The sequence below is a fragment of the Bradyrhizobium elkanii WSM2783 genome (assembly GCF_000472865.1).
Taxonomy (GTDB): Bacteria; Pseudomonadota; Alphaproteobacteria; order Rhizobiales; family Xanthobacteraceae; genus Bradyrhizobium; species Bradyrhizobium elkanii_A.
Window position 1 is genome coordinate 1 of sequence record NZ_AXAP01000100.1, and the last position, 21996, is coordinate 21996.

Here is a 21996-nt window from a genome sequence, read left to right on the forward strand (position 1 = left end):
ATCAAGCACAAGGTCAGACGACGCAAGGGCGGGACCTATCCACTCTCGCACCTTTACGGGCACTTTGGGCTCGTACGTCTAACCGCGCTTGGCCGCGACCGGCCGTGGGCGAAGGCGTGAGCTCTTGTCCGAGAGCCGGATGCGGGAGATCTGCCTGTCCGGTTCGACGAGCGGGATGTGGAAACGGAGTCACGGCTACACCACTAAGGCACCGCCAGACGAAAGAGGCGGCAACGGATATGTGCAGCCTAAAGCCACCGCGCCACATCTCGACTCCACCACGAGCGGCGGTGCAAAGTCCGCGACCACACGTCGGGTCTAGCGCTAGCAGCAGACTTGCGAAATTGTGCGAGCTTCTTCGTCTCAGGGCCAATGGCCGTCACCGGTTGTCATCTAACAGGCCGTCAGGCGGGACAACGTCACTCAGGACCACGCGCAGTACATGAAAAACCTGCGCGACTCCGGGTATGATCGGAACGGGACCCATAAAGAGGCAGTAGGTCAGCCCAGCGATACTCGCCGAACTCGACATCGGGATCGTCCGTCGCAGAGGCGATGGTGTGGCGGCGATATCGCTGAACGCAAGGCGAGAAAAGTTCGGGAGTTTCGGGGTCCGCCATCGTCCCGGGCCGCCCGCTTCGCGACTGTTTGCTCGCCTAGGATTGCCCCGTCATCCCGTCCGGATGGCGGGGCTTTTTTGTTGCGCGTTAGCCAAAGCGGTAATGTTAGACTGCGGGAATGTAGCCTTCGGAACGATCGATCAACCTATGAGGAATTCGGAAAGTGACTTTCAAAGACCCGCGTCACGTCGACATGATCGCGCCTATTGTACTGGAGGTTCTAGAGCTCCCGACCGAACCAGCCGATACAATTGGTAGTTATAGAGACATCCTTCTAGACCGGATCTGCCGCGAGCTTGAAAAGCTGGTAGTGATCGGAAAGTCAAAAAAAGCTAGGGAGAATGCGCAGAGGGCCGACATTCCGCGCGATTTGAGCGAATATAGTTGGGCGAAGCGCTCACTCCTTGATGGAGTGCATGAGGACGGTTTTCATTTTGAGCACACCGAGACAGTTTATGAGATCAAGCGGTCGCTACTGACGCTTGCGAATCCAACGCTGGCTGAGGTCGCGGCTGTTCTTTCAAGGACGCGAGTGACGTGGGTCACAAAAAGAGAAAACGAGCGCCTAGACGAACTCGGATATAAATCGAGGCGCCCCAACTGGGCCGATGCTTACAAAAGAGCTGGCATTGAACTGGACGAGGGGCCAGAATAACCTTCGCAGCGCGGGAGTGGAAATTAGATACTGACCTAGGGCCAGTCCTGACCTCACCAGCTAGACGAAGCGTTCCCGCCGCAGCCCATTCTTCTGCCCGCCGCGAATTTCGTCCGGAATCGCGCGCCGGCTGAAACCAGGGATCAACCGAGAATACTGACTAGGCTTCACGGCCTTCCGCCCATTCACGAGCCAGCGTATCCGCGCCGGATGCTCCCTCGATGACGCAGGTGGTCTGCCTGCGAGCGTGGGGGCGTGGACATTGGACTTGTATAGCCCCGGGCCTACGCCAAGGATGTCAAGCTTGATCCAGGCCATGCCGGCGATCTTTCCGACGAGATCACCGTTGTCCGTCATTACGCCTCTTCACTTCTTGATCAGCAGGCCTTTCGGCCCGTAGGTCTCCATGGCAGCGGCGCATTCCTTGGCGGGCTCCGCCTTGAACTCGTCGTACCGTTTTTCGCGCCAGGCGCCGCCCTGCTCAGATACGTCGAACGCCTTCACCATGCCAGGCCCGCTGGAGCCAGCAGCCTTCCGCAGCTCCTGGTCCCACTTCTTGATGTCGAGCTTGACGCCAGCGCACTGTTCCGATGCGATCACGACGTCGGTGTATTCCTGGTGCAGCATTGCAGCGGTGGCGACGTCCGCGCCTGCAGCTTTAGCTCCGCCGCTGAGCGAGCACAGCGTCGCCGCGAGGACTAGCTTCGTCCACTTCATCTCAGTCCTCATCACTTACAGAACTCGACGGCTTCGTCGGGATTGGCAATAAGTACCTCCCTCATCGTTCTCTTGAAAACACCGTACCAAGCCTCGATTATGGGGCTGGTGCCTCGACGGCCGACATGCGCAGATACATCTTCGCGTCGCCATCCATCTTGGGGCGACCGCACATTTCGGTAAGCAGATCGGCGCGAGCTGCCAGATACATTTGGGTCGGCGCCGTGCTCATACCTTTCTTCCAGAGAACAGCCTTGATCGCGTCGGTCTCCTTGTCCAGATTTGGAGTCTTCTGCGCGAGCGCAGCAGACGGAACCGCAGCCACAGCCACTACAAAAATCAACTTCCTAAATTTCACCTTGCTGTCCTTTCCGAGAGCCAACTCAGCTGCTCTCCGATTCGCAAACCATCTACAGAGATGGAGATTTCGTCAAACCGAGTCCAGGAACTGCATCAGGCCGGAGCGATAGACCTAACCAGCGAGGATCAGGCGTCTTCGGCCGCTGGCATCCTCAGCCTCCATCTGCGCTGCGACCCGCTTGACCAACGCCCTGCGGTCCACCGCCGACATTGAGTTGAGGGTCGAGCCATAGGGCGTTGTGACGGTCTTCGGGGATTAGTCCATCTTGGCGTCGCCATCTTCGGCGGGATCGGAGCTCGCAAGACAGTATCCACTGCTCGTGTTCGCGTGCTTTGAATAATGCTCGTCAAAGAACGCCGATATGCGCGGCGACATCCGCGCGATTGACGAGCGCCTTTGCCAGGGCCGAGCAGGATATCGGCGAGCTGCGCCAGGGGGATGGCTTCGTCCGCAATCGCGCCCCGGCGGAGCCTGGGCTTAATCGAGAATACTAACTAGGCCGTCATGGCCTTCCTGAACTGCCGGCATTCCTAAACCGGCAGTAGCTCGGCCCTTTGGGCCTGTTCAACCCCCCTAGACTTGGCCGCGCCTCCATGCCCGGATGCGCGGCCTTTTTTGTCTGGGGGTGATGTTCAATAAAGTTGCCGACGAATCTGCTTGTTGATATCGATCTCCATCAATCAATGCCGAAGCGGTGGGAAGCTGAGGAAAGACAAACGCCTGCGGCTGCAGATCGGGCAGGCGTTCTATGACTTCGATCTGACCGCGCGCGCCTGCGATCAGGTGTGGAAGTTAAAGAAGATTGCGAAAGATTGGCGGCGGAATGAAAGAGATCGCTCTCGTCTTTGGACTGCTCTCCGGCGCTTTTGGCGTAGGGTCAGCGCTCGCCTTCTTGAAGGGAACAGCTACCGTCCCTTGGTCGCTACAAACCTGGAGTGGTGAAACGCCAGCGGAGCAGGCAATTCGCGCCGAGGCCGCGCGGTGGAACAAGGTGGGAGTGTACACCCTGCTTGGTGCTTTCGCCTTTTCTGCCGCCTCGACAATTGCCAGCTACTTCGCTGGCTAGGTTCGTGTGTTAGCAACGCCCGGCCTTGTAGGGCTGCTCCTTGTGCAATGGACGCCAACCCTTCTAACCCCATCGCGGTGTGGGTGCAGCAATCGTGCTCCCTACATTTCTCGTATGTTCAGCCAAACCAAACCCATGACTATGCATACGATCGGCCACGGGTGGCGGTTCGCGAAATCGACGAGGTTTCTGCCAATCGCGACTACCCCCACCAAAAAGCACGAGAGGTAGGCCAGCCAAGGCCAGTACGTGTGCTTGGTCTCGGCCTTCGGCTCGTGCACCTTTAGCACTGTCCATTTGGCTATGCTGTTGTTCATCGTTCTTGCCCCAGACTTTATTCACGAGAACGAATCCTTCACGCGCTCGAGGCTCGGGTGTGTCCGATTCTTCACCTTGATCCAATGGTCACAACGGCCGGCGCGGTAAGGTCGTTCTTTGAGACCATGTCCTCCAAGCCCATGTCGCAGGCGGCTCGGAACAGCTCGGGGCCGATCTCTCCCTCCTCGAAGGGAGCGGCATGAATGCCCGTCCACGCGCCTTGCCAGGAGCTTTGCGAGGTTCACCTTGCGCATGCTTAGGGGGAGCTTGCGGATATCGTCTCCGTCTGAGACCAGATATCGAAGGCGTAGAACTGGACCTCATCATCATGCCGGCGAGAGTGCAGGCCGTTGAAGTCCGATCGGCCGTCTACGCCCAAAAGGACCGCCTCTCCGTCGATCACGAACGACGTACGGTTTCGTAAGGCGGCTTCTCGGATCAGCGGGTACCGGCCCGATCAGTCATTGCCGTTCCTAGTGAAGAGGCGGACGACCTTCCCCCCGGCGCTCCACGATCAGCCTATAGCCGTCGTGCTTGACCTCGTGGATCCACTCCGGACGGTCAGGGACCTTTGTCCTCTTGGTCGGGATGCGGGGAAGGTACTTCGGATTGGGCATAGCCCTGAAATAGGAAAAATCTGCACAAATGCGAGATCACGGCGCGAAGTGTCGCCGCCTAACAGTTGCGAATCCAAAGAGGCTCAACCAATCTGAGGTTCAGGTGCTCTTTCATTTTTTGGTTCAATTGTGATATCACATATAGTACTATGACCCGCAGGAAACTACATAAGCTCAAGTTGGAGCTTGCTGGCTTGAGGCGTGGGCGACATAAAGCTCAGGCTTTTCAAAGTCTTGCTGGAAGACTCGGGAGGAGCCAGAATACGAGTCGGGGCAAGGAGCCTATGTGGGAGAGTGATCAGTTCCCAGACCTCTTCCCTTTGGCGATTCCTGATCATGGCGGAAAGGACATCTCGCCCGGCGTGCAGAGACAGCTTCTGAACTTGCTCGAAGAGGATGTTCTGCGCTGGGAAGAAGTACTGGAAAGCGAAGAGCAAAGCGAAGAAGCGGAAGTTAGTGATCCGGGAGAAGAAGAATGACCCCAGCTGAATATCTCAAGAGACCGTATTCGCGGGTGGTCGTGCCTGAAACCGACGGCACCTATCGCAGCGAAATTCTCGAATTCCCCGGCTGCCTCGCAACCGGCGATACTGCCGCGCAGGCGCTCGCAAACTTAGAGGACGTCGCAGCCAGCTGGCTTGAGTCCGTGATCGCCCGTGAACAAGCGGTTCCGGAGCCACTTGAGGAAAACGAATATAGCGGGAAGCTTGTTCTTCGTTTGGCGAAGAGCATTCACCAGAAAGCTGCTGTAGCTGCGCGCCGCGACGGCGTGAGCCTTAACACCTTCATCGCGAATTGCGTGGCGGAGCATGTTGGTTCGCGAAAGGCGACGGCGGTGCAGCAGCACGTCTCCAATGTCTCGATGCAGAAAATGTTCTTTGCGGTCTTTGACGACCTTCACTTAAAAACAGACGCCGTCGTATCGTGGTCCAAGCAGACAATCGCACCAACCGCTCAGATAGTCACGCCAGGTTTGCGCCCGTCGAATGTCCAATCGGTTCCGTGGAAACAGACCAATGCCTGAGGTCTCGCAGGTTTTTTTCAGCCACAAAGAAATCCTGGAACTTATGGTAAAAAAAGCGGGCCTTCACGAAGGCAAATGGATGCTTATGGTCAGCTTTAATTTCGCGGCAGCAAATTTCGGCCCTTCCCCAGAAGAGATGGTGCCGGGAGGAATTGTGGCTGTGAACTCAATCGGCCTGCAAAAAGCGCCGCCGGAGGCCCCTCCCAGCCTCGTGATTGATGCCGCCGAGGTCAATCCTGCTTGAGCTCGGCGCACTCGCCTAAGCGAACAACGCGGCGCCTTCGGGTGTGATCTTCACATAGGTGCCGCTCTCGTGCATCCAGAGCCATCCGCGATCGATCGCGAACTTGATGCCGGCGCCGTACTCGGCCGGCTTGGCTTTGTCCTGAGAAAGAAACGGCCAGTTGAGTTTCTCGATGTGGATTCGGCCGTCCTGAACTGGTTCGATCGTGCTCGCGATCTCAATTATGCGGCGGGCAGCTTGTTCGGGATCGGCGTAGGGGCTGGGTTCTACGTATTTCATGCGGCGAGTTTATCTTCCTTGTCGGGGCCACGCATGACGATCTTCAGGGCGTCGTCCGGCAGCGGCCGCTGGAGTGCCTTGGCTTCATCCCACGGTGCGCGCAGCCAGACGTCACGCTCCTCGTCAGTCGTCAGGATGACCGGCATGACCTTGTCATGGATCGGTTTGACGACAGCGTTCGCCTCGGTGGTCAGGAAGCCATAGACGAGGTGAGGGCCGGGGATCGGCTTCGACTTGGTGCCCCGGTCACCTTTGAACTCGGTCCAGATCCCGGCAAACGCCGTAAGCTGCCGGTCGTCGTTCAGCGCGAACCAGACGTCCTTCTTCTTTGTGGCCGGGTTTGGCTCCGGCGCGTATTCAGCGAAGCTGTTGAAGGGGACTAGGCAGCGGTTCTCCGGCTTCAGCCAGCCGCGCCATTGCGGCGAGGTCGTGTTGCGGATGTTCGTTACCGGCGGCCCGCCGGTGCGTGGCGGTGGCGGCATGCCCCAGCGCATCAGCGCGATCTCGCGGCCGTCGCTTGTGTCGCGCACCACGGGCGCCGGATAATCCGGAAACACGCCCGGCATCGGCGGTAGGTTGCCGACATAGCGGTTAATCAACGAAATTGGCCCGGCCTGAAAGACCCGGTAGGCATGTATTTTCATATTGCGAAAGCCCCAACCGATAGTTGAGGATAACATTCAGCTACACTATAGGCTAGCCGCTTCGGGTTGACTTTTGACGATCACCCGCCAGCCGACAAGGCGCCTGTCTGCCAAGCTTCACGACGATTTCAATTTTCGCTTCAGCGCTCGCCTTTTTTGAGTGGCGGTCAGCTTACGCTTAAGCTCGTTCAGCGTTGCCACGGTGCCTTTTTGTACCTGAGCCTTTTGGATCGGTACTTGTGCGATCGTCATTGTGCCCCCCAAGAGGATCATCGTCGAATACTTGGAGGACTCGATCAAGATCACCGAAGCACGCGCGGCGATATCAACTTCTGAGTGTTGCTTTGGAGCGACACTCGGGCGCGGCACGACTCCGACGCCGGTCTTAGGTCTCCTCAACCAGTAAAATTACTGCCTGGCACGCATCCAGAACCTCACCGGTGTCTTTTGTCCTTTCGAGGAGGAATCTTTTGCCCCTTCGCTTGATAAGGATGGACATAGATGGTCTCGATCAAGCTCTCGGTTATGTCCAACGACGCAGCAATGTCTGATGGCCTCGGGAAATAGCCGCGGTGCATAGCAGCGTGCCCGGATTCGAGCAGAGCCTCGCGAAATAAGGCTTCTGATTTTGGAGCAACGTATCCGGCTTTGATGAAGCGATCGACGTTCGTGCCGATTGCTCCATTGTCTCCCGCTTGGTCGATCATGATGTGTTCAATCAATGCACGAATGCCCATAGACGCCTGCGCACGCCGAGTTTGGATTCGTTTCGTGAGGCCGAAAGTACAAGCGTTGGTTGATGATGCCACGCCGTGGGTGGCCATATTCGAAGGAAAAATGCGGCGTCGTTGGTGTAACGGGCCCCCATGATCTAGATCGGCTTAGACGAAAGCCAAACCGACTCCGCCTGCTGCACGCTGCGCGCAGGCGGGGTTTTTCTTGCCATAGACCGTCCGGCCGCCCTAGTCTAGATTACCGGCCATTGATTTGAAAACGGAGTGCCGACGTGGCTACAGGCGTTGTGAAGTGGTTTAATGCAACCAAAGGTTATGGTTTTATTCAACCCGACAAAGGCGGCAAAGATGTCTTCGTCCACATTTCGGCCGTCGAAAAGGCGGGACTGAGCGGTCTCAATGAGGGCGCCAAGGTGAGCTACGAAGAAATGACCAGCAGGGGCAAGACCTCCGCTGAAAATCTGAGAGTCGGATAGCTTCAAATCCGCCGTTCACGCTGGCGAGCCATTTTTGTTAGGCGCCAGCGCCCCGCAATAGAAGATAAGACTTCGCCAACGATTTTAATCAATCGAGAACCCCGAACAGAGCCAGGTTCCGCGTGGCAGAAACGTGCCATACCTGCATTCACGCGCACGTGCCTGCTATGCTGGCGGGTTCATCCGCGTTCTAGCAGCAAGGGTGTCGGGGTACGTCGGTCTAGTCTGGCGGGTTCTCCCCATCTGCGAACGATAGCAGAACCGTTTGCTACCATTTTGCTACCTAACTGCCAAAAACAGAGCGTGACGAGGCGGCACAAGCTGCGGGTTGAAGGCGAGAAAGGCCCGATCATTCAGGCCTTAGTGGTACTAGAACAAACCCCGAATGACAGTAGTGGCCGAACTCCAAAACCGGGGGTCGCAGGTTCGAGCCCTGCCACTCCTGCCAGCGTGCGCATATCTTGACCTTTCACCGCTGCCGCAGTACATACCCGCCACCTGCAGCCGGCCCGCGATTAAAAGGCGGATATCCGGCGCGGCTTTAGATCCCCCGAACAATCGAGCCTGTTAACCGGCTCATCCTTCGCGAGAGGGCTGGGCGCTCGAGGACTGTTCGGATTCCTGAAACACTTGCAATCGTCTGACGACGGACGCGGACTTTAAAGAATGGCTTTCAGCCCGTTCAAATTCCTGCAGGAAGTGCGCTCGGAGACCGCCAAGGTCACCTGGCCGACCCGCCGTGAGACGACGATCACCACGATCATGGTGTTCGTGATGGTCGCGCTGGCGTCGATCTTCTTCTTCGCCGCGGACCAGATCATCCGCTATCTTATTACCCTCATCCTGGGCATCCACTGATGAGCACGTTAACGCAATCCATGGACAAGCGCTGGTACATCGTCCACGCCTACTCGAACTTCGAGAAGAAGGTGGCGGAATCGATCCGCGAACAAGCCAAGCAGCGTGGGCTGGAGGAACTGTTCGAGCAGGTGCTGGTGCCGACCGAGAAGGTCACCGAGGTTCGCCGCGGCCGCAAGATCGACGCCGAGCGCAAGTTCTTCCCCGGCTACGTGCTGGTGAAGATGAAGCTTACCGACGAAGCCTTCCACCTGATCAAGAACACCCCGAAGGTGACCGGCTTCCTGGGCGCGGAAAACAAGCCGATGCCGATCTCGGAATCCGAGGCCATGCGGATCCTGCACCAGGTGCAGGAGGGCGTGGAACGGCCGAAGGCGTCGGTGTCGTTCGAGATCGGCGAGAATGTGCGGGTGGCCGACGGGCCGTTCGCCTCGTTCTCGGGCGTGGTGGAAGAAATCGACGAGGCGCGCTCGCGCGTGAAGGTCGCGGTCTCGATCTTCGGCCGCGCCACCCCGGTCGAACTGGAATTCGGTCAGGTCGAGAAGGTCTGATTGTGTCGTCATTGCCGGGCTTGACCCGGCAATCCATCTGCCTTTGAAGGAAGGCTTCTTGCGAAGATGGATGGATGCCCGGGTCGAGCCCGGGCAAGAATGGAGGCGGAGACGCTTCCGAAAGGACGTGGGAGGACGGGCACGGTCGCCAGCCGCGCCAGGTCCGCACCACGGAACCTGAACCCGCCGGACAATGTCCGGCACAACAGGAGTGATACATGGCAAAGAAAGTGACCGGATACCTGAAGCTTCAGGTCCCGGCCGGTGCGGCGAACCCGTCGCCACCGATCGGTCCCGCGCTTGGTCAGCGCGGTCTCAACATCATGGAATTCTGCAAGGCCTTCAACGCCCAGACGCAGAAGGAAGAAAAGAACACCCCGATCCCGGTGGTCATCACCATCTATGCGGATCGTTCCTTCACCTTCGAGATGAAGACGCCGCCGATGTCTTACTTCTTGAAGCAGGCTGCCAAGATCCAGTCCGGCTCGAAGGCGCCGGGCCGCGACAAGGCCGGCCAGGTGACCAAAGCGCAGGTGCGCGAGATCGCCGAGAAGAAGATGAAGGATCTCAATTGCAGCACTGTCGAAGCGGCCATGAAGATGGTCGAGGGCTCCGCCCGTTCGATGGGCCTGGAAGTTGCGGGGTAAGGCGCCATGGCAATCGGAAAGCGTTTGAAGAAGGCCCGCGAAGGTATTGACCGCGAAAAGCTTTACCCGCTCGCGGACGCCATCAAGCTGGTCAAGGAGCGGGCCAAGTCGAAGTTCGACGAGACCATCGAGGTCGCGATCAATCTCGGCGTCGACCCGCGCCACGCCGACCAGATGGTGCGCGGCGTGGTGACCCTGCCGAACGGCACCGGCCGTACGCTCCGCGTCGGCGTGTTCGCTCGCGGCGCCAAGGCGGATGAGGCCAAGGCGGCGGGTGCCGACGTCGTCGGCGCCGAGGACCTGGTCGAGAAGGTGCAGGCCGGCAATATCGACTTCGACCGCTGCATCGCCACCCCCGACATGATGCCGCTGGTCGGCCGTCTCGGTAAGGTGCTCGGTCCGCGCGGCATGATGCCGAACCCGAAGATCGGCACCGTGACCATGGACGTCACCGGCGCCGTGAAGGGCGCCAAAGGCGGCTCGGTCGAGTTCCGCGTCGAGAAGGCCGGTATCATCCAGGCCGGCGTCGGCAAGGCCTCGTTCGCCGAGGACAAGCTGGTCGAGAACATCAAGGCGCTCGCGGACGCCGTGGTCAAGGCCAAGCCGGCCGGCGCCAAGGGCACTTACGTCCAGCGCGTGGCGGTTTCCTCCACCATGGGCCCGGGCGTGAAGGTCGAGCCGGGCACGCTGCTCGGCTAACCGCCGGCAAGGCCTACTAATATAGAGAGGGCGGGATCGGGCAGCCGGTTCCGCCCTTTGCTTATGCGGCGTGGCGCAGCTTTCCAGGGAAGAACAACAATGCCGGATAAAGTCCTGATCTATTCGCGCTTTCCCAAAGCCCAGCTGCAGCGCTTCGGTGAGCGCTATGAACTGCTGAACGCGGCCGGCAAGCGGCCGAACGAGGCGTTCTCGGCCGCGGAACTCGCCGACATCCGGGCGCTGATCACCGCCGGCGGCAGCGGGCGGCTCGGGGCCGACGCCATGGACATGATGCCGAAGCTCGGCGCGATCATCTGCTACGGCACCGGTTATGACGGCATCGATCTTGCTGCTGCGGCGAAGCGCAACATCGCGGTCGGCAACAGCCCCGGCGCGAATGCGGCCTCGGTGGCCGACATCGCGATGACGCTGATGCTGGCGGCGGTCCGCCGGCTGCCGGTCGCCGACAATTACGTGCGGAGCGGCGACTGGGCAGGGGCAAAACCATCGCCGATGATGCGGCCGCAGGCGGGCATGCGCGGCCGCAAGGTCGGCGTCTACGGCATGGGCGAGATCGGCCGCAAGATTGCCGCGCGCGTCGCCGCCTTCGAGACCGAGGTCGGCTATTTCAGCCGAAGCCGGCACGACGTGCCGTATCAGTATTTTTCGAGCCTCGAGACGCTGGCCGACTGGTGCAGCGTCCTGATGGTCGCGGTGCGAGCCGGGGCGGACAACAATCACGCCGTCAATGCCGACATCCTGCGTCGGCTCGGCAGCGACGGTCTGGTCGTCAACATCTCGCGCGGCTCCGTGATCGACGAGGCCGCGCTGGTTGCGGCACTGTCGGACCAGATCATCGCCGGCGCCGGCCTCGACGTCTACGCGATCGAGCCGCATGCGCCGGACGCGCTCACCGCGCTACCGAACATCGTGCTGACCCCACATATCGGCGGCCACACTCTGGAATCACATGTGGCGATGCAGGACTGCGTGCTGGCCAATCTCGAGGCATTTTTCGCCGGCAAACCGCTGCCTTATCCGGTTCAGCTCGCCTGATCTGTGCGCGGCCCGAATTTTGCTCTTGGCAAGTGAGGGCGGAGCCGCTAAGAGACTGTTTCCGGGCGTGCTGGCGGTTGCTGGCGTGCCTGTGCTCGCATTCCGAAAACTTGGCTCAATAGGAGAGTTTTCCTTCCAGGCGTCCACTTGGATTGCTCGAAAGGAAGCGAACCCGTCGGCCCGGTTGGGATGAGGGCAGGGGCTTTGGCTTGAGCCTTAGCCTTGATCCTGTCCGAGACTGCAGGCGCCCGCGACAAACTTCGGTTTTTCAACGGCTTAATCGTATGGCCTGCATAGACGGGTGAAAACTGGATTTTGCTTCGCGCAGAGCCTTAAGCGGGCCTTGCGGAAGCTGGTTTGGTTCGAACCTCGACAGCCCGCGGTCGAAAGGCCGACGGGAGGGCAGGCTTCTAAGAATGTCGTCCTGCCCGGCGTGTCCCTCGGATTTCGGTCCCGAGGCATAAGGTTTGGGTGGGACGATGGGTGCAACCCGGCGGTCCCGCGCAAGCGAAGGCCGCCAACCGGAGAGAGCTTGCTGTGGAACGAGCGGCAAAGAAAGAGGCGGTCGAACAGCTCAACGAGGTCTTCAAGACCACGAGCGTTGCGATCGTTGCTCACTATTCCGGCCTCACCGTCGCCCAGATGCAGACCCTGCGCAAGCAGATGAAGCAGGCGGGCGCGTCGGTGAAGGTCTCGAAGAACCGTCTCGCCAAAATTGCTCTTGAAGGCACTGACGTCGCTGCCATCGGCACCCTCCTCAAGGGGCCGACCGTGATCGCTACCTCCAACGATCCGGTTGCGGCGCCAAAGGTTGCCATCGATTTCGCCAAGGCGAACGAGAAGTTCGTCATCCTCGGCGGCTCGATGGGTAAAACCGTCCTGAATGTCGATGGCGTCAAGGCGCTTGCCTCGCTGCCGTCGCTGGACGAACTGCGCGGCAAGATCGTCGGCCTCATCGTGGCCCCGGCGACCAAGCTCGCTCAGCTCTCCAATGCGCCCGCGGCCAAGCTCGCGCGCGTCATTCAGGCTCATGCCTCAAAGGGCGAAGCGGCCTGACGCCCTTCGCAAAACTCAAACCCTGGTTCGAACCAAACGTTTAAGGAAACAGATCAATGGCTGACTTGCAGAAAATCGTCGACGACCTCTCGAGCCTCACCGTGCTCGAAGCGGCCGAACTCGCAAAGCTCCTGGAAGAGAAGTGGGGCGTGTCCGCCGCTGCCGCCGTTGCGGTGGCCGGTCCCGCCGCTGGTGGCGCTGCCGCGGCTCCGGCTGAAGAGAAGACCGAGTTCACGGTCGTGCTCGCTGCCTCCGGTGATAAGAAGATCGAGGTCATCAAGGAAGTCCGCGCCATCACCGGCCTGGGCCTGAAGGAAGCCAAGGACCTCGTCGAAGGCGCTCCGAAGCCGGTCAAGGAAGGCGTCAACAAGGAAGAAGCCGACAAGATCAAGGCCCAGCTCGAAAAGGCTGGCGCGAAGGTCGAGCTCAAGTAACCCGAGGTTACTGAGCGAAAATCCCGGGCAGCCGCGCGCAATCCGGGACAGGCCATGCAAAAGATGTGCGACGGGTTGTCGCGTTATGCGTGGTACACAAAAAAGTGTGGGGATTCGTGGGTTTAACCCTCGAATCTCCATGATCGCCGTCCCATATCGGGGTGGCAGCGGAAAACACGGTTGGCGGCGGGGGCGGCAGGGCCCCCACGGGAGCCGTTGGGAGACAGGCAGATTTCGGGCTTTTTCAGTCCGTGAAGCGACGAGTTTTGACGGGCGGGTGCGTCAAGCGCCCCGCGCGTTCTTTTGCGTTTTGAAGGTCACAAGAACGAATTGAGGATTTAGTTCCTGAGTTTGGCCCTTGTTCCTTCGAGACGAATCGAAATTCAACCCGGGTGCGGTGGCAGTCGTGCTCCGGAAGGTACGCCCCAAAAGGGCGGCGAAAATGAGAGGCCCCGATGGCGCAGCAGACATTCACCGGTCGCAAACGCGTACGCAAGTTCTTTGGTCACATCAAGGAAGTCGCGGAGATGCCGAACCTCATTGAGGTTCAGAAGGCGTCCTATGATCAGTTTCTGATGGTCGATGAGCCCCAGGGCGGGCGGCCGGACGAAGGCCTGCAGGCCGTGTTCCGTTCGGTGTTCCCGATCTCGGACTTCTCCGGCACCTCGATGCTGGAGTTCGTGCGCTACGAGTTCGAGCCGCCGAAATATGACGTCGACGAGTGCCGCCAGCGCGGCATGACCTTCGCTGCGCCGCTCAAGGTGACGCTGCGCCTCATCGTGTTCGATATCGACGAGGAAACCGGCGCCAAGTCGGTCAAGGACATCAAGGAGCAGGACGTCTACATGGGCGACATCCCGCTCATGACCATGAACGGCACCTTCGTCGTTAACGGCACCGAGCGCGTCATCGTCTCCCAGATGCACCGTTCGCCGGGCGTGTTCTTCGACCACGACAAGGGCAAGACCCACTCCTCGGGCAAGCTCCTGTTCGCGGCGCGCGTGATCCCCTATCGCGGCTCCTGGCTCGACATCGAGTTCGACGCCAAGGACATCGTGTTCGCGCGCATCGATCGCCGCCGCAAGATTCCCGTGACCTCGCTGATGTACGCGCTCGGTCTCGACGGGGAGCAGATCCTTTCGACCTTCTACAAGAAGATCAGCTACAAGCGTACCAAGGAAGGTTGGCGCGTGCCGTTCGACGCCAACCGTTTCCGCGGCTATTCCACGGTCAACGACTTGATCGACGCCGACACCGGCAAGGTCGTGCTCGAGGCCGGCAAGAAGCTCACCGTTCGCCAAGCCCGCCTGCTGCAGGAGAAGGGCCTCAAGGCGTTGCGTCTGTCGGATGAGGAGCTGGTCGGCAATTACCTCGCCGAGGACCTCGTCAATCCGAAGACCGGCGAGATCTACGCCGAAGCCGGCGAGGAGATCACCGAGAAGCTCCTGAAGTCGCTCAACGAGCAGGGCTACAAGGACCTGCCGCTGCTCGACATCGACCACGTCAACGTCGGCGCCTATATTCGCAACACCCTGTCGGCTGACAAGAACATGACGCGCGAGGACGCGCTGTTCGACATCTACCGCGTGATGCGTCCGGGCGAGCCGCCGACGCTGGATTCGGCGCAGGCCATGTTCCAGTCGCTGTTCTTCGACTCCGAGCGCTACGACCTCTCCGCGGTCGGCCGCGTCAAGATGAACATGCGCCTCGAGCTCGATGCGCCCGACACCCATCGGACGCTGCGCAAGGAAGACATCCTTGCCGTCATCAAGACGCTCGTCGACCTGCGCGACGGCAAGGGCGAGATCGACGACATCGACCATCTCGGCAACCGTCGTGTGCGCTCGGTCGGCGAACTCATGGAGAACCAGTACCGCATCGGCCTGCTCCGCATGGAGCGCGCGATCAAGGAGCGCATGTCGAGCGTCGATATCGACACCGTCATGCCGCAGGACCTGATCAACGCGAAACCGGCGGCGGCCGCGGTGCGCGAATTCTTCGGCTCCTCGCAGCTCTCGCAGTTCATGGACCAGACCAACCCGCTCTCGGAGATCACCCACAAGCGGCGCCTGTCGGCGCTTGGCCCGGGCGGTCTGACCCGCGAGCGCGCCGGCTTCGAGGTGCGCGACGTGCACCCGACGCATTACGGTCGTATCTGCCCGATCGAGACGCCGGAAGGTCCGAACATCGGCCTGATCAACTCGCTCGCGACGTTTGCGCGCGTCAACAAGTACGGCTTCGTCGAGACGCCCTACCGGAAGATCAAGGAGGGTCGCGTCACCGACGAGGTGGTGTACCTGTCGGCGATGGAGGAGGGGCGCTACCGCGTCGCGCAAGCCAACGTGCCGCTGGATCCGAAGGGCCGCTTCACCGAGGACCTCGTGGTCTGCCGTCACGCCGGCGAAGTGCTGCCCGTGACCCCTGACAAGGTCGACTACATGGACGTGTCGCCGAAACAGCTCGTTTCGGTGGCCGCCGCGCTGATTCCGTTCCTCGAGAACGACGACGCCAACCGCGCGCTGATGGGCTCGAACATGCAGCGCCAGGCGGTGCCGCTGGTTCGCGCCGAGGCGCCGTTCGTCGGCACCGGCATGGAAGGTGTGGTTGCCCGCGACTCCGGCGCCGCGATCGCGGCCCGCCGCTCGGGCGTGATCGACCAGATCGACGCCACCCGCGTCGTCATCCGCGCCACGGAAGATCTCGATCCAACCAAGTCGGGCGTCGATATCTACCGTCTGATGAAGTACCAGCGCTCCAACCAGTCGACCTGCATCAATCAGCGTCCGCTGGTGAAGGTGGGGGATATCGTCAAGAAGGGCGACATCATCGCTGACGGTCCGTCGACCGATCTCGGCGAGCTCGCGCTCGGCCGCAACGTGCTGGTCGCGTTCATGCCGTGGAACGGCTACAACTTCGAAGACTCGATCCTGCTCTCCGAGCGGATCGTGAAGGATGACGTCTTCACCTCGATCCACATCGAGGAGTTCGAGGTGATGGCCCGCGACACCAAGCTGGGTCCTGAGGAAATCACGCGCGACATTCCGAACGTTTCGGAAGAGGCGCTGAAGAACCTCGACGAAGCCGGCATCGTCTATATCGGTGCGGAAGTGCGCGCCGGCGACATCCTGGTCGGAAAGATCACGCCGAAGGGCGAAAGCCCGATGACGCCGGAAGAAAAGCTGCTCCGCGCCATCTTTGGCGAAAAGGCCTCGGACGTCCGCGACACCTCGCTCCGCGTGCCTCCGGGCGTGCAGGGCACGATCGTGGAAGTGCGCGTGTTCAACCGCCACGGCGTCGACAAGGACGAGCGTGCGCTGGCGATCGAGCGGGAGGAGATCGAGCGCCTCGCCAAGGACCGCGACGACGAGCAGGCGATCCTCGACCGCAACGTCTACAACCGTCTCGCCGAGCTGCTGGAGAACCGCCAGGGCATCTCCGGTCCGAAGGGCTTCAAGAAGGACACCAAGATCACCCGCGCGGTGCTCGATGAGTATCCGAAGTCGCAGTGGTGGCTGTTCGCCTCGCCTAACGACAAGCTGATGGCCGAGATCGAGGCGATGCGGAAGCAGTACGACGAGTCGAAGAAGGGGCTCGAGCAGCGCTTCCTCGACAAGGTCGAAAAGCTGCAGCGCGGCGACGAACTGCCGCCTGGCGTGATGAAGATGGTCAAGGTCTTCGTCGCGGTGAAGCGCAAGATCCAGCCCGGCGACAAGATGGCCGGCCGCCACGGCAACAAGGGCGTGGTGTCCAAGATCGTTCCGATCGAGGACATGCCGTTCCTTGAGGACGGTACGCATGCGGACATCGTGCTGAACCCGCTCGGCGTGCCCTCGCGCATGAACGTCGGCCAGATCCTCGAGACGCATCTCGGTTGGGCCTGCGCCGGCCTCGGCAGGCGCATCGGCCAGACCATCGACGCCTATTATCAGAAGCAGGATCTCAAGCCACTGCGCGAGACCCTGAAGAGGATCTATGGCGACGATGAAACCATCCGCTCGCTGAACGACAACGAGTTGATCGAGCTCGGCCGCAATCTGAGTCACGGCGTGCCGATCGCGACTCCGGTGTTCGACGGCGCCAAGGAGGCCGACATCGAGGAGATGCTGAAGCTTGCCGGCTTCGACGCCTCCGGCCAGTCGACCGTCTATGACGGCCGCACCGGCGATCCCTTCGATCGCAAGGTGACGGTGGGCTACATCTACATGCTGAAGCTGCACCATCTGGTGGACGACAAGATCCACGCCCGCTCGATCGGCCCGTACTCGCTGGTCACCCAGCAGCCGCTGGGCGGCAAGGCGCAGTTCGGTGGCCAGCGCTTCGGTGAAATGGAGGTGTGGGCGCTGGAAGCCTATGGCGCGGCCTATACGCTGCAGGAGATGCTGACCGTGAAGTCGGACGACGTCGCCGGCCGTACCAAGGTGTACGAGGCGATCGTGCGCGGCGACGACACGTTCGAGGCTGGTATCCCCGAGTCGTTCAACGTGCTGGTCAAGGAAATGCGCTCGCTCGGCCTCAACGTCGACCTGCACAATTCCAAGATGGGACCGGCGCCGACATCGGAAGCCGCTGAGTAATTTCGTGAAGGCGGCGGTGACGCCGCCTTCGCCGCCGTCATCGTCCGCGCACGCGGACGATCCAGTAACCCGCGGCAGCGGTGATTACTGGATGCCCCGCCTTCGCGGGGCATGACAGAAAAGGAATGCATGGGCCGACGAAAGTCGGCAGACGGAGAAGGCCATGAATCAAGAGATTATGAATCTTTTCAATCCGACGACGCCGGCCCAGGTCTTCGACCAGATCCGGATTTCGATCGCGTCCCCGGAGAAGATTCTGTCCTGGTCCTACGGCGAGATCAAAAAGCCGGAGACCATCAACTACCGCACCTTCAAGCCGGAGCGGGACGGACTGTTCTGCGCCCGCATCTTCGGGCCGATCAAGGACTACGAGTGCTTGTGCGGCAAGTACAAGCGGATGAAGTACAAGGGCATCATCTGCGAAAAGTGCTCGGTCGAAGTCACGCTGTCGCGCGTCCGGCGCGAGCGCATGGGCCATATCGAGCTCGCGGCGCCCGTCGCCCACATCTGGTTCCTGAAGTCGCTGCCGTCGCGCATCGGCCTTCTGCTCGACATGACGCTGAAGGACCTCGAGCGCATCCTGTACTTCGAGTACTACGTCGTGCTCGAGCCGGGCCTGACCGCGCTCAAGGACCGTCAGCTCCTGTCGGAAGACGAGTACCTGAAGGCGCAGGACGAATACGGCCAGGACAGCTTCACCGCCATGATCGGCGCCGAGGCGATCCGTGAATTGCTGAAGGGCCTCGAGCTGGAGAAGCTCGAGCTCTCGCTGCGTGCCGAGATGCAGGAGACCGACTCCGACATCAAGCACAAGAAGCTCGCCAAGCGGCTGAAGATCGTCGAGGCCTTCCGCGTCTCCGGCAACAAGCCGGAATGGATGATCATGACGGTCATTCCGGTGATTCCGCCGGATCTGCGCCCGCTGGTGCCGCTCGATGGCGGCCGCTTCGCGACGTCTGACCTCAACGATCTCTACCGCCGCGTCATCAACCGCAACAACCGCTTGAAGCGGCTGATGGAGCTGCGCGCGCCCGACATCATCATCCGCAACGAGAAGCGCATGCTGCAGGAGGCCGTCGACGCGCTGTTCGACAACGGCCGCCGCGGTCGCGTCATCACCGGCGCCAACAAGCGCCCGCTGAAGTCGCTCGCCGACATGCTCAAGGGCAAGCAGGGCCGCTTCCGCCAGAACCTGCTCGGCAAGCGCGTCGACTATTCCGGCCGTTCGGTGATCGTGGTCGGTCCCGAGCTGCGCCTGCATCAGTGCGGCCTGCCGAAGAAGATGGCGCTCGAGCTGTTCAAGCCGTTCATCTATTCGCGGCTTGACGCCAAGGGCCTGTCGACGACCGTGAAGCAGGCGAAGAAGCTGGTCGAGAAGGAGCGGCCCGAGGTCTGGGATATCCTGGACGAGGTGATCCGCGAGCATCCCGTGCTGCTCAACCGCGCGCCGACGCTGCATCGTCTCGGCATCCAGGCGTTCGAGCCCGTGCTGATCGAAGGCAAGGCGATCCAGCTTCACCCGCTGGTCTGCGCCGCGTTCAACGCCGACTTCGACGGCGACCAGATGGCCGTGCACGTTCCGCTGTCGCTCGAAGCGCAGCTTGAAGCGCGCGTCCTGATGATGTCGACCAACAACATCCTGCACCCCGCCAACGGCCAGCCGATCATCGTGCCGTCGCAGGACATCGTGCTCGGCCTCTACTACGTCTCGATCATGCGCGAAGGCCTGCCCGGCGAGGGCAAGGTGTTCGGCGACATGGCCGAGCTCGAGCACGCCCTGCACTCGAAGGTCATCCACCTCCACACCAAGATCAAGTACCGGTGGGAGGGCCTCGACGAGGAAGGCAAGAAGAGCAAGCGCTGGATCGAAACCACCGCGGGCCGCGTCATGCTCGGCAACCTGCTGCCGAAGCACCCGAGGACCTCGTACGACATCATCAACAAGCTGATGACCAAGCGCGAGATCTCCGGCGTGATCGACCAGGTCTACCGGCACTGCGGCCAGAAGGAGACGGTGATCTTCTGCGACCGCATCATGGCGCTCGGCTTCTACAACGCCTTCAAGGCCGGCATCTCGTTCGGCAAGGACGACATGGTCGTGCCGGCGTCGAAGTGGAAGATCGTCGACCAGACCCGTACGCTGGCGAAGGATTTCGAGCAGCAGTACAATGACGGCCTGATCACCCATGGCGAGAAGTACAACAAGGTCGTCGACGCCTGGTCGAAGGCCGGCGAAGAAGTCGCCAAGGCGATGATGAAGGAGATCTCCTCGACCAAGAAGACGGCCAGCGGGGCGGATGCCGACATCAACTCGATCTACATGATGGCCCATTCCGGCGCGCGTGGTTCGCCGGCGCAGATGCGCCAGCTCGCCGGCATGCGCGGCCTGATGGCGAAGCCGTCGGGCGAGATCATCGAGACGCCGATCATTTCCAACTTCAAGGAAGGCCTCTCGGTGCTCGAGTACTTCAACTCGACCCACGGCGCCCGCAAGGGCCTCGCGGACACCGCGTTGAAGACCGCGAACTCCGGTTACCTGACCCGCCGCCTGGTCGACGTGGCGCAGGACTGCATCATCACGTCCAGCGACTGCGGCACCCATCTCGGCATCAAGATGCGCGCCATCATCGATGCCGGCACGGTGGTCGCCTCGCTCGGCTCGCGCATCCTGGGCCGCGTGGCCTGCGATGACGTGCGCGATCCCGCGACCAACGAGGTCCTGATCGCGCGCGGAACGCTGATGGAGGAGTCCCATGTGGACGCCGTCCAGAAGGCCGGCATCCAGGAGGTGAAGATCCGTTCGGCGCTGACCTGCGAGCTCATCAACGGCATCTGCGCCAAGTGCTACGGACGCGATCTCGCCCGCGGCACCCCGGTCAACCACGGCGAGGCGGTCGGCGTGATCGCCGCGCAGTCGATCGGCGAGCCGGGCACGCAGTTGACGATGCGCACGTTCCACATCGGCGGCGCGGCGCAGATCAACGAGCAGTCGTTCGTGGAGTCGAACTTCGACGGCAAGATCGTGATCAGGAACAAGGCGATCGCCCGCAACAGCGAAGGCCACCTGGTCGCGATGGTCCGCAACATGGTGGTTGCGATCGTCGATGCCGACGGCACCGAGCGTGCGACCCATCGCATCCAGTACGGCTCGCGCATGCATGTCGACGAGGGCGATATGGTCAAGCGCGGCCAGCGCATCGCCGAGTGGGATCCTTACACCCGTCCGGTGCTGACCGAAGTCGAGGGTACGATCGGGTTCGAGGACCTGGTCGAGGGCCAGTCGATCTCGGAGACGCTGGACGAATCCACCGGTATCGCCAAGCGCGTCGTCATCGACTGGCGATCGACGCGTGGCGGCGCGGATCTGCGTCCGGCCATCGTGGTCAAGGGCAAGGACGGCAAGGTGATGAAGCTCGCGCGTGGCGGCGATGCCCGCTACATGCTGTCGGTCGACGCGATTTTGTCGGTCGACGTCGGTGCGCAGGTGAAGCCCGGCGACATCCTGGCGCGTATCTCGACCGAGAGCGCCAAGACCCGCGACATCACCGGCGGTCTGCCGCGCGTTGCTGAACTGTTCGAGGCGCGCAAGCCGAAGGATGCGGCGATCATCGCGGAAGTGGCGGGCACCATCCGCTTCGGCCGCGACTACAAGAACAAGCGCCGCATCTCGATCGAGCCGACCGACAAGACCGAGGAGCCGCGCGAGTACCTGATCCCGAAGGGCAAGCACATCCACCTGCAGGACGGCGACATCGTCGAAAAGGGCGATTTCATCGTCGAAGGCAATCCGGCGCCGCACGACATCCTGGCGATCAAGGGCATCGAGGAACTCGCTGCCTATCTGGTCAACGAAATCCAGGAGGTCTACCGGCTGCAGGGCGTGCTCATCAACGACAAGCACATCGAGGTGATTGTCCGTCAGATGCTGCAGAAGGTGGAAGTTACCGATCAGGGCGACACCGACATGATCTCGGGTGAGCAGGTCGACAAGATCGAGTTCGACGCGCTCAACACCAAGGCCAAGGAAGAGGGCAAGAAGCCCGCGACCGGAACGCCGGTGCTGCTCGGCATCACGAAGGCGAGCCTACAGACCCGGTCGTTCTTCTCGGCGGCCTCCTTCCAGGAGACCACTCGCGTGCTCACCGAAGCCGCCGTCAACGGCAAGGTGGACCCGCTGGAAGGCCTCAAGGAGAACGTCATTGTCGGCCGGCTGATCCCGGCAGGCACGGGCGCCTCGATGGCGCGGATCCGCGAAGTCGCCATGAAGCGCGACAAGCTGATCCTCGACGAGCGCGAGAAGCAGGCGGCGATCGTGCCGTCCGCGCCCGAAGCGGAGCCGCTGGCGCTGCCGCCGGCGGAGTAACAC

21 protein-coding genes are annotated in these 21996 nt (G+C 61.2%); 15 read left to right on the top strand and 6 right to left on the bottom strand.

The window, feature by feature from the left end:
• The first annotated feature begins 783 nt into the window (after positions 1-783).
• Entirely contained in the window at positions 784-1275 is a 492-nt protein-coding gene (locus YY7_RS0142930; protein ID WP_028168526.1) for a hypothetical protein, read from the top strand.
• 366 nt (positions 1276-1641) lie between these two features.
• On the opposite strand, the gene YY7_RS0142940 is transcribed toward YY7_RS0142930, so the two are convergent.
• The gene (locus YY7_RS0142940; protein WP_028168528.1) at positions 1642-1992 is read right to left on the bottom strand and encodes a hypothetical protein; all 351 of its coding nucleotides are present in this window, start codon (positions 1990-1992) and stop codon (positions 1642-1644) included.
• 97 nt (positions 1993-2089) lie between these two features.
• Positions 2090-2374, bottom strand: coding sequence for a hypothetical protein (locus tag YY7_RS0142945; RefSeq protein ID WP_028168529.1), 285 nt, complete (start codon positions 2372-2374; stop codon positions 2090-2092).
• Between the two features lie 802 nt (positions 2375-3176).
• Here YY7_RS0142945 and YY7_RS0142955 point away from each other — a divergent pair.
• From YY7_RS0142955 to YY7_RS0142985, 4 genes are all read left to right on the top strand, one after another.
• Positions 3177-3419 carry a hypothetical protein gene (locus tag YY7_RS0142955; protein ID WP_028168530.1) on the top strand — a complete coding sequence of 81 codons (243 nt, stop codon included), beginning with the start codon at positions 3177-3179 and terminating at the stop codon, positions 3417-3419.
• Between the two features lie 1219 nt (positions 3420-4638).
• The gene (locus YY7_RS61240; protein ID WP_155255570.1) at positions 4639-4833 is read left to right on the top strand and encodes a hypothetical protein; all 195 of its coding nucleotides are present in this window, start codon (positions 4639-4641) and stop codon (positions 4831-4833) included.
• The gene (locus YY7_RS57170) at positions 4830-5378 is read left to right on the top strand and encodes a type II toxin-antitoxin system HicB family antitoxin (RefSeq protein WP_051397238.1); all 549 of its coding nucleotides are present in this window, start codon (positions 4830-4832) and stop codon (positions 5376-5378) included. The genes YY7_RS61240 and YY7_RS57170 overlap by 4 nt, the downstream gene beginning before the upstream one ends.
• On the top strand, positions 5371-5622 hold the full coding sequence (locus YY7_RS0142985) for a hypothetical protein (protein WP_028168533.1): 252 nt from the start codon (positions 5371-5373) through the stop codon (positions 5620-5622). The genes YY7_RS57170 and YY7_RS0142985 overlap by 8 nt, the downstream gene beginning before the upstream one ends.
• A gap of 15 nt (positions 5623-5637) precedes the next feature.
• Here YY7_RS0142985 and YY7_RS0142990 read toward each other — a convergent pair whose 3' ends face one another.
• From YY7_RS0142990 to YY7_RS54810, 4 genes are all read right to left on the bottom strand, one after another.
• Complete coding sequence (locus YY7_RS0142990; RefSeq protein WP_028168534.1) at positions 5638-5901, bottom strand: hypothetical protein; 264 nt, start codon at positions 5899-5901, stop codon at positions 5638-5640.
• The gene (locus tag YY7_RS0142995) at positions 5898-6545 is read right to left on the bottom strand and encodes an SOS response-associated peptidase (RefSeq protein WP_035692486.1); all 648 of its coding nucleotides are present in this window, start codon (positions 6543-6545) and stop codon (positions 5898-5900) included. The genes YY7_RS0142990 and YY7_RS0142995 overlap by 4 nt, the downstream gene beginning before the upstream one ends.
• A gap of 117 nt (positions 6546-6662) precedes the next feature.
• Positions 6663-6797, bottom strand: a complete 135-nt coding sequence (locus YY7_RS64600) for a hypothetical protein (RefSeq protein WP_283807047.1) — start codon at positions 6795-6797, stop codon at positions 6663-6665.
• A 182-nt stretch (positions 6798-6979) separates the two neighbouring features.
• Positions 6980-7282, bottom strand: coding sequence for a DUF4145 domain-containing protein (locus tag YY7_RS54810; RefSeq protein WP_035692488.1), 303 nt, complete (start codon positions 7280-7282; stop codon positions 6980-6982).
• 269 nt (positions 7283-7551) lie between these two features.
• Here YY7_RS54810 and YY7_RS0143010 point away from each other — a divergent pair, with 269 nt between their 5' ends.
• From YY7_RS0143010 to rpoC, 10 genes are all read left to right on the top strand, one after another.
• Complete coding sequence (locus tag YY7_RS0143010) at positions 7552-7755, top strand: cold-shock protein (RefSeq protein WP_028168537.1); 204 nt, start codon at positions 7552-7554, stop codon at positions 7753-7755.
• 666 nt (positions 7756-8421) lie between these two features.
• A complete protein-coding gene (secE, locus tag YY7_RS0143015; RefSeq protein WP_016840554.1) occupies positions 8422-8613 on the top strand; it encodes a preprotein translocase subunit SecE in 192 nt (63 codons plus the stop codon).
• A 20-nt stretch (positions 8614-8633) separates the two neighbouring features.
• Entirely contained in the window at positions 8634-9164 is a 531-nt protein-coding gene (nusG, locus tag YY7_RS0143020) for a transcription termination/antitermination protein NusG (RefSeq protein ID WP_028168538.1), read from the top strand.
• Between the two features lie 218 nt (positions 9165-9382).
• Positions 9383-9811, top strand: a complete 429-nt coding sequence (gene rplK, locus YY7_RS0143025; protein ID WP_028168539.1) for a 50S ribosomal protein L11 — start codon at positions 9383-9385, stop codon at positions 9809-9811.
• Between the two features lie 6 nt (positions 9812-9817).
• On the top strand, positions 9818-10510 hold the full coding sequence (gene rplA / locus YY7_RS0143030; protein WP_028168540.1) for a 50S ribosomal protein L1: 693 nt from the start codon (positions 9818-9820) through the stop codon (positions 10508-10510).
• A gap of 99 nt (positions 10511-10609) precedes the next feature.
• Positions 10610-11566, top strand: a complete 957-nt coding sequence (locus YY7_RS0143035) for a 2-hydroxyacid dehydrogenase (protein WP_028168541.1) — start codon at positions 10610-10612, stop codon at positions 11564-11566.
• Between the two features lie 537 nt (positions 11567-12103).
• Positions 12104-12622 (top strand): 50S ribosomal protein L10, encoded by a 519-nt coding sequence (rplJ, locus tag YY7_RS0143040; RefSeq protein WP_028168542.1) that lies wholly within the window; start codon positions 12104-12106, stop codon positions 12620-12622.
• 56 nt (positions 12623-12678) lie between these two features.
• Entirely contained in the window at positions 12679-13056 is a 378-nt protein-coding gene (gene rplL, locus YY7_RS0143045; RefSeq protein WP_027520973.1) for a 50S ribosomal protein L7/L12, read from the top strand.
• 455 nt (positions 13057-13511) lie between these two features.
• Positions 13512-17630 (top strand): DNA-directed RNA polymerase subunit beta, encoded by a 4119-nt coding sequence (gene rpoB / locus YY7_RS0143050; RefSeq protein WP_028168543.1) that lies wholly within the window; start codon positions 13512-13514, stop codon positions 17628-17630.
• A 163-nt stretch (positions 17631-17793) separates the two neighbouring features.
• Positions 17794-21993: a DNA-directed RNA polymerase subunit beta' gene (gene rpoC, locus YY7_RS0143055; protein WP_028168544.1), complete on the top strand. Its 4200-nt coding sequence runs from the start codon at positions 17794-17796 to the stop codon at positions 21991-21993.
• The last annotated feature ends 3 nt before the right edge of the window (positions 21994-21996 follow it).

What these genes read in the sequence shown, in the direction of transcription:
- rplL (WP_027520973.1), top strand. Translation starts at nt 12,679, where the DNA reads ATGGCTGACTTGCAGAAAATCGTCGACGACCTCTCGAGCCTCACCGTG.
- YY7_RS0142955 (WP_028168530.1), top strand. Translation starts at nt 3,177, where the DNA reads ATGAAAGAGATCGCTCTCGTCTTTGGACTGCTCTCCGGCGCTTTTGGC.
- YY7_RS0142990 (WP_028168534.1), bottom strand. Translation starts at nt 5,901, where the DNA reads ATGAAATACGTAGAACCCAGCCCCTACGCCGATCCCGAACAAGCTGCC.
- nusG (WP_028168538.1), top strand. Translation starts at nt 8,634, where the DNA reads ATGGACAAGCGCTGGTACATCGTCCACGCCTACTCGAACTTCGAGAAG.
- YY7_RS0142985 (WP_028168533.1), top strand. Translation starts at nt 5,371, where the DNA reads ATGCCTGAGGTCTCGCAGGTTTTTTTCAGCCACAAAGAAATCCTGGAA.
- YY7_RS0143035 (WP_028168541.1), top strand. Translation starts at nt 10,610, where the DNA reads ATGCCGGATAAAGTCCTGATCTATTCGCGCTTTCCCAAAGCCCAGCTG.
- YY7_RS0142995 (WP_035692486.1), bottom strand. Translation starts at nt 6,545, where the DNA reads ATGAAAATACATGCCTACCGGGTCTTTCAGGCCGGGCCAATTTCGTTG.
- YY7_RS61240 (WP_155255570.1), top strand. Translation starts at nt 4,639, where the DNA reads ATGTGGGAGAGTGATCAGTTCCCAGACCTCTTCCCTTTGGCGATTCCT.
- YY7_RS54810 (WP_035692488.1), bottom strand. Translation starts at nt 7,282, where the DNA reads ATGGGCATTCGTGCATTGATTGAACACATCATGATCGACCAAGCGGGA.
- rpoB (WP_028168543.1), top strand. Translation starts at nt 13,512, where the DNA reads ATGGCGCAGCAGACATTCACCGGTCGCAAACGCGTACGCAAGTTCTTT.
- YY7_RS64600 (WP_283807047.1), bottom strand. Translation starts at nt 6,797, where the DNA reads ATGACGATCGCACAAGTACCGATCCAAAAGGCTCAGGTACAAAAAGGC.
- YY7_RS0142940 (WP_028168528.1), bottom strand. Translation starts at nt 1,992, where the DNA reads ATGAAGTGGACGAAGCTAGTCCTCGCGGCGACGCTGTGCTCGCTCAGC.
- rplK (WP_028168539.1), top strand. Translation starts at nt 9,383, where the DNA reads ATGGCAAAGAAAGTGACCGGATACCTGAAGCTTCAGGTCCCGGCCGGT.
- secE (WP_016840554.1), top strand. Translation starts at nt 8,422, where the DNA reads ATGGCTTTCAGCCCGTTCAAATTCCTGCAGGAAGTGCGCTCGGAGACC.
- rplA (WP_028168540.1), top strand. Translation starts at nt 9,818, where the DNA reads ATGGCAATCGGAAAGCGTTTGAAGAAGGCCCGCGAAGGTATTGACCGC.
- YY7_RS57170 (WP_051397238.1), top strand. Translation starts at nt 4,830, where the DNA reads ATGACCCCAGCTGAATATCTCAAGAGACCGTATTCGCGGGTGGTCGTG.
- rpoC (WP_028168544.1), top strand. Translation starts at nt 17,794, where the DNA reads ATGAATCAAGAGATTATGAATCTTTTCAATCCGACGACGCCGGCCCAG.